At 71.2% G+C, this 6592-nt stretch carries 7 protein-coding genes; 4 read left to right on the forward strand and 3 right to left on the reverse strand.

Going from position 1 to position 6592, the window contains the following annotated elements; genetic code table 11:
* Positions 1-20 precede the first annotated feature (20 nt).
* A complete protein-coding gene (locus AB4Z01_RS30090; protein ID WP_441699873.1) occupies positions 21-1103 on the reverse strand; it encodes a LacI family DNA-binding transcriptional regulator in 1083 nt (360 codons plus the stop codon).
* A 107-nt stretch (positions 1104-1210) separates the two neighbouring features.
* On the opposite strand from AB4Z01_RS30090, the gene AB4Z01_RS30095 reads away from it, so the two are divergent.
* Both AB4Z01_RS30095 and AB4Z01_RS30100 read left to right on the forward strand, forming a co-directional pair.
* Positions 1211-1441 carry a hypothetical protein gene (locus AB4Z01_RS30095; RefSeq protein WP_441699874.1) on the forward strand — a complete coding sequence of 77 codons (231 nt, stop codon included), beginning with the start codon at positions 1211-1213 and terminating at the stop codon, positions 1439-1441.
* Positions 1442-1600: 159 nt separating this feature from the next.
* On the forward strand, positions 1601-2821 hold the full coding sequence (locus AB4Z01_RS30100; protein ID WP_441699876.1) for an aminotransferase-like domain-containing protein: 1221 nt from the start codon (positions 1601-1603) through the stop codon (positions 2819-2821).
* Between the two features lie 291 nt (positions 2822-3112).
* On the opposite strand, the gene AB4Z01_RS30105 is transcribed toward AB4Z01_RS30100, so the two are convergent.
* Complete coding sequence (locus AB4Z01_RS30105) at positions 3113-3364, reverse strand: DUF3297 family protein (protein WP_441699878.1); 252 nt, start codon at positions 3362-3364, stop codon at positions 3113-3115.
* A 25-nt stretch (positions 3365-3389) separates the two neighbouring features.
* Here AB4Z01_RS30105 and AB4Z01_RS30110 point away from each other — a divergent pair, with 25 nt between their 5' ends.
* Positions 3390-4565 (forward strand): lactonase family protein, encoded by a 1176-nt coding sequence (locus AB4Z01_RS30110; RefSeq protein WP_441699880.1) that lies wholly within the window; start codon positions 3390-3392, stop codon positions 4563-4565.
* Here AB4Z01_RS30110 and AB4Z01_RS30115 read toward each other — a convergent pair.
* Complete coding sequence (locus tag AB4Z01_RS30115; protein WP_441699881.1) at positions 4562-5554, reverse strand: zinc-dependent alcohol dehydrogenase family protein; 993 nt, start codon at positions 5552-5554, stop codon at positions 4562-4564. The genes AB4Z01_RS30110 and AB4Z01_RS30115 overlap by 4 nt on opposite strands.
* Before the next feature lie 100 nt (positions 5555-5654).
* On the opposite strand from AB4Z01_RS30115, the gene AB4Z01_RS30120 reads away from it, so the two are divergent.
* A complete protein-coding gene (locus tag AB4Z01_RS30120) occupies positions 5655-6503 on the forward strand; it encodes a LysR substrate-binding domain-containing protein (RefSeq protein WP_441699883.1) in 849 nt (282 codons plus the stop codon).
* The last annotated feature ends 89 nt before the right edge of the window (positions 6504-6592 follow it).

A 6592-nucleotide genomic window follows, 5' to 3' on the forward strand; every position in this document is an offset into this window, starting at 1 on the left:
AATCGTTCCGCCCTCCGCCGCTAGCCCTTCGCAGGGCCGGTCGAGGCGCGCAGCACCAGCTCGGTGCCGAAATGGATCTCCTGGCGGCCCCGCGGGTCGATCAGCAGCTCCGCCGCCGCCCGCCCCTTCTCGACCAGCGGCTGGCGGATCGTGGTCAGTGGCGGCCGGGAGATCGCGGCCGCGGTGATGTCGTCGAAGCCGATCACCGAGACATCGCCCGGCACCGACAGCCCCTGCCGCGCCAGCCAATCCATCGCCCACAGCGCCAGCCGGTCACAGGTGGCGAGGATCGCGGTCATGCCGGGCTGGCGCCGCAGCAGCCGCGGCATGCTGCGGTCGATCGACTCGGCTTCGAACAGGCATTCCTCGATCGCCACCTGCCCGGCCGGGATGCCGGCCCCGGCCAGCACGTCGAGATAGCCGTAGAGCCGCTGCTGGCAGGCGTCGTAGATCGACTCGCGGATGCGCCGCAGCGACACCGCGCCCTCCCGCGAATCCGGCAGCAGCTCCATCGACAGCACGCCGATCCGGCGATGGCCGAGCTCGAGCAGATGGCGGGCCGAGGCCTCGGCGCCGCTGCGATCGGCGACGGTGACGGTGCGGCAGCCCTCGACCAGCGGCTGGTCGACCGTCACCACCGGCAGGCCGCGGCTGCGGATGATGTCGAGGACCCCCGGCTCCTCCTCCATGCAATACATGATGAAGCCGTCGACCGCGGCCGAGCCGAGAGCCTTGCGCGCCGCCTCGACATCCGCGGCGGCATAGACCGAGATGCCGCGCCCGGTCTCGTCGCACACCGCGGCGACGCCCTGGACCAAGGCCAGCGCCGCCGGGTCGCCGAAGGCGTAGCCCAGCCCCTCCGGGATGATCACCGCGATGGTGCCGATATGGCCGGTGCGCAGCATCCTGGCCAGCGGGTCCGGACCCTGGTAGCCGAGCGCCTCGGCCGCCTTCATCACCCTGGCGCGGATCGCGTCGCTGACCCGCTCGGGATGGTTGAAGACGTTGGAGACGGTGCCCTGCGCCACCCCCGCCGCAGTGGCGATGTCGCGCAGGCGCGCTTTCGGCTTCGGGGCGTCGGGCGTCGGGGCGTCCTCGGGCATGCCCTCACCCTAGTCGCGATCTTGAACCGATTCAAAAACTCCTTGACGATCCGGCGGGGAGGCATAAGTATGAATCGATTCAAAAAATCGATTCAAAGGAGACCGTCATGTCCCTCATGGCCGGATTCCCGCTGGTCGCCCACCTGATGCAGATCAGCCTGGGCGGCCGCTTCCGTCACCTGCCGCCGTCGGTGGCGGCCGAACTGGAGGCGTTCGCCGCCGCCGAGCAGGAGGCCGTACGGCCGGCCGCGCCCGGGCCGAAGCCGGCCGTCCGGCGCAGCTCCTCGGTGCCGTCGCCCGCGCCTACCCTCGCCCTGCGCAAGGCGTGCTGCGGCTGATCACCAGCCTAGATGCGAATTGGAAATAAAATGTCTTCTAGATCCGCATCCGGCGCAACTCTGGCATGAAATAGGTCAGCCTCATTGACATAAATCGGCCCGCCATGGTTCGGTTGGGGAACGGCGCCAGGACAGACGCCGCGCCCAGGAAGAGACACCATGACCATCGGCGACACCCACTACGCCACCCGCGCCACCCGGATGCGCGCCTCCGAGATCCGCGAGCTCCTGAAGCTGCTCGACCGGCCGGGCGTGATCTCCTTCGCCGGCGGCATCCCCGACCCGGCCCTGTTCCCGGCCGACACCATCCGCGCCGGCTACGAGGCCGCGCTCGCCGCCGGCGACACCGCGCTGCAGTACTCGGTCAGCGAGGGCTATGCCCCGCTGCGGCAATGGATCGCCCGGCACATGGCATCGATCGGTGTGCCTTGCGGCGCCGACAACATCGTCATCACCTCCGGCTCGCAGCAGGGGCTGGACTATCTCGGCAAGCTGTTCCTGTCGCCCGGCGACACCGCGCTGGTGGGCTGGCCGACCTATCTCGGCGCGCTGCAAGCCTTCAACGCCTATGAGCCGCGCTACGACCGGCTGGAGCCGGAGCACGGCAATACCACTCCCGATGCCTTTCGTGCGGCGGCCGAGGCGGCCGGCAGCCGGGTGCGGCTGGCCTATCTGACGCCGGATTTCGCCAACCCCTCGGGCGAGACGCTGAGCCTGGCGGCGCGCGAGCGCGCCTTGGCCCTGGCGGACGAGCTGGACATCCCGCTGGTCGAGGATTCGGCCTATCAGGCGCTGCGCTACGACGGCGAGGACGTGCCGCCGCTGCTGGCGCTGGACGTGGCTGCCAAGGGCGACATCGATCGGAGCCGCGTGATCCATTGCGGCAGCTTCTCGAAGACCCTGGCGCCGGGACTGCGCATCGGCTGGATCTGCGCCGCCCGCGGCGTGGTGCAGAAGCTGGTGCTGACCAAGCAGGCGGCCGACCTGCACACCCCGACGATCAACCAGATGGTGATGCACCACGCCGCCGAGCACGCCTATCCGGCCCAGGTGGCGAAGATCCGCACCGCCTATCGCGACCGGCGCGACCACATGCTGGCGGCGCTGCAGCGGCATATGCCGGCGGGGGTGAGCTGGACCCGGCCGGAGGGCGGCATGTTCATCTGGGTGACGCTGCCCGAAGGGCTGGACGGCGCCGAGCTGCTGGCCCGGGCGGTCGACCAGGGCGTCGCCTTCGTCCCCGGCCGCGCCTTCCACGCCGACGGCAGCCACGGCAACACCCTGCGCCTGTCCTTCTCCCTGGCCGATGGCGAGGCGATCGAGCAGGGCATCGGCCGGCTCGGGAGGCTGGTCGCAGGGGCGGCGAAGGCGGCGGCCTGAGACGACGGTCTGCCGCCTGAGAGGCAGATGATTTTGGCTCAGATCACGCCAGAGCGATCGCACAGGCAGTCGAGTTGGTGTTGCCTCTCCCGCATGCGAGACCTTTTCAGAATCCCCCAAACCCGTCATCCCCGCGGAAGCGGGGATCTCGTAATGCTTTGACCGAAAAGAGATTCCCGCTTTCGCGGGAATGACGACGAAGGAAAGGGGGGCTGTTCCGAAAAGGTCTCGCTTGCGGGAGAGACAACGCGACAATGCCCGGCGGCAGGCTCGTGTTCCTGCCGCCCGCGGTCAGCTCTCCGGTGTGTCGTCCCGGAAATACGGCTCGACCGTGCCGTTCATCTTCATGGTCAGCGGGTTGCCGCGGCGGTCCAGCGCCTTGCCCATCGACAGGCGGACCCAGCCCTCGCTGACGCAGTACTCCTCGACATTGGTGCGCTCGGCGCCGTTGAAGCGGATGCCGACGCCGCGGCGCAGCGCGGCCTCGTCGAAATGCGGGCTGTTCGGGTTATTCGACAGGCGGTCGGGCGGGGTGTCGGCCATCGGTGGCTCCCGGCAAGGATAGAGGATGGCGGTGATAGCCGCGCGCGGCGGCGCTGACAATGCGCGAGACGGATGCTATCGGGTTCTCAACACCGGCAACAGGGTGGGCGAGGCGATGCTGTTCCATGTCTGCAGCTACACGGGCGCGTCCGGCAATGGCGAGGGCATCACCCTGGCGCGGCTGGACCCGGAATCGGGCCGGCTGGAGGCGCTGGGCAGCGTCGCCGGGCCGAGCCCGTCCTGGCTGGCCTTCGCCCCGGACGGGCGGCACGCCTATGCCGTCAACGAGATCGACGAATTCGAGGGCGTGGCCCAGGGCGCCTGCACCGCCTACCGGGTCGACCGCGACAGCGGGGCGCTGACGGCGCTGAACACCGTCGGCTCCGGCGGCACCGTGCCGTGCCATGCCAGCGTCCATCCCGGCGGCCGGCACCTGCTGGTGGCGAATTACGGCGACGGCCGGCTGGCGGTGCTGCCGATCGCGGAAGACGGGTCGCTGGGCGTTGCCACCGATATCCAGGCGCCCGCCGGCCCGGTCGGCGCCGACCGGGCCGAGGCCGGGCCGCCCGGCAGCTTCGCCATCAGCGGCCATGACGGCTCGCACGCCCATGTCATCGAGACCGCGGGCCGCTTCGTGCTGAGCACTGATCTCGGCCAGGACCGGGTCTATGTCTGGACCCTGGACGAGGGGGCACTGCGCCCGGCCAGCTTCTTCCCGACCGCCTCGGCCGGGGCCGGGCCGCGGCACCTGGCCTTCCACCCGAACGGCCGCATCCTCTACACCACCTATGAGGAGGCGTCGCAGCTGGCGGTCCACGACTGGGACCCGGCGACCGGCCGCGCCACCCTGAAGCAGCAGCTGGGGTCGCTGCCGCCGGGCTTCGCCGGCTCCAGCTTCGCCTCGGCGCTGGCGGTCAGCCGTGACGGCCGCTTCCTCTATTCCGGCAACCGGCTGCACAACAGCATCGCCATCTTCGCCATCGAGCCCGCCGGCACGCTGCGCTGGCTGGACGCGGAATGGACCCGCGGCGACTACCCGAACCATGTGGCGCTGGACCCGACCGGACAGTTCCTGTTCGCCTGCAACCGGCGCAGCGACAACGTCACCCTGTTCCGGGTCGACGCCGAGTCCGGCCGGCTGGCCTTCACCGGCCGCTACCTGCCGATCGGCAGCCCGAACATGGTGGCGTTCCTGCCTTAGCCGATCTCGACCACGACCTTGCCCGCCGGCCCGGCTGCGACTGCCTGATGCGCGGCTTCGGCCGTGTCGAGGGCGAAGCGGCGCGGGTCCAGGATCGGGGCGAGCTGCCCGGCCTCGGCCAGCGCGGTGGCCCGGCGCAGGATCTCGCCGTGATGCTCCCGGCCCTCGCCGGTCAGCAGCGGCAGCAGGGTGAAGATTCCGGAATAGGTCGCGGCGCGGAAGGACAGCGGTGCCAAAGCGTGGCTGCCCCAGCCGAGGGCGCTGACGACGTGACCGAAGCGGCGCACCGCCTGGAACGAGGCATCGAGCACCGGCCCGCCGACCGTGTCGTAGACCAGGTCGAAGCCGCCGCCGCCCGTATGGGCGGCCACGTAGGCCTCCACCGCCTCGTCCCGGTCGATCGGCGTGGCGCCGAGGCGCCGCACCAAATCGTGCTTTCCGGCCGAGGCGGTGGCGAAGACCCGGGCGCCGAAGGCGTGGGCCAGCTGCACCGCGATATGGCCGACGCCGCCGGCGCCGCCCTGGACCAGCACGGTTTCGCCCTTCCGCACCCCGGCGCGGTCGACCAGCCCTTCCCAGGCGGTGATCGTGATCAGCGGCAGCGCCGCGGCCTCGCGCATCGAGAGATTGGCCGGCTTCGGCGCCAGCAGCGTCGCATCGACCGACGCGTACTCGGCCAGCGAGCCTTGATGGCCGCCGACGCCGCCCGCCATGCCATAGACCTCGTCGCCCGGCCGGAAACTCGTGACGCCGGGGCCGACCGCCGCCACCGTGCCGGCGAGGTCGATGCCCAGCACCGCCGGCAGCGGGTGTTTCGCATGGGCTGCGGCGCCGGCGCGGATCTTGAGGTCGAGCGGGTTGACGCCGCTGGCGGCGATCCGCACCAGCACCTGGCCCTCGGCCGGCACCGGCCGCGCCAGTTCGGCCGGGCGCAGCGTCCCGTCAGGCCGGTCCAGCACCAGAGCGCGCATCGTGGGGAGATCGGTCATGGCTCCGTCCTTTCCGTGATGGACCGAAGATGGGCCATGCTGGACCGTTCCGGAATGAACGAGAATGTTCTCAATCCATGCAATTCTGTATGATCAGCGCATGGAGTGGAGCGACCTGAAGGTTTTCCTGGCGATCGCCCGCGCCGGCACGCTGGGCGCCGCGGCCCGGGCGCTGGGCCAGACCCAGCCGACCATGGGCCGGCGGCTGCGGGCGCTGGAGCAGGCGGTCGGCCAGGCCCTGTTCCAGCGCACCAGCGACGGCTTCGTGCTGACCGCCGAGGGCGCGGCGGTGCTGGCCCATGCCGAGCGGATCGAGGAGGAGGCGATCGCCTTCGCGCGCCGCCTGGCCGGCCAGGGCGGGACGCTGGAGGGGATGCTGCGAATCTCCGCCTCCGACTGGTTCGGCGCCCGGGTGCTGGCGCCCATTCTTGCCGGCTTCACCCGCGCCCACCCCGGAATCGTGGTCGAGCTGGTCACCGATGCCCGGCTGTTCAGCCTGGCCCGGCGCGAGGCCGACCTGGTGGTGCGCATCCGGCCCTTCGACGAGCCGGAGGTGGTGCAGCGCCGGCTGACCCATGTGCCCTACGCGCTCTACGCCGCCGCCGGCACCCCGCCCCCGGCGGGGGATGGCGCGGGCTGCGGCCTGGTCACCATGGACACCGCCTTCGAGACGATGCCGGATGTCGGCTGGCTGACCCGGATGCTGCCCCGGGCGCGCATCGCCTTCCGCAGCAACAACCGCGAGGCCCAGGCGCGGGCCTGCGCCGCCGGGGCCGGCCTCGCCGTGCTGCCCCGGCCCTTGGGCGATGCCGAGCCCGGGCTGCAGCGGCTCGACCTCGGCGAGGCGCCGCCGGGCCGCGACGTCTGGATCGGCTTCCACCGCGACCTCCGCCGCCTGGCCCGGCTGCGGGCGTTGCTGGATGCGATGGTGGAGGGGGTCGCGGGGTAAAATCCAGGGTACGAAGCATCATTCCGTCATGGCGAGCCCCGAAGGGGCGTGGCCATCCAGGGACCGGTGCGAGCGGCCCTGGATGGCCA

The sequence above is a fragment of the Inquilinus sp. YAF38 genome, from assembly GCF_052113205.1.
Taxonomy (GTDB): Bacteria; Pseudomonadota; Alphaproteobacteria; order DSM-16000; family Inquilinaceae; genus Inquilinus.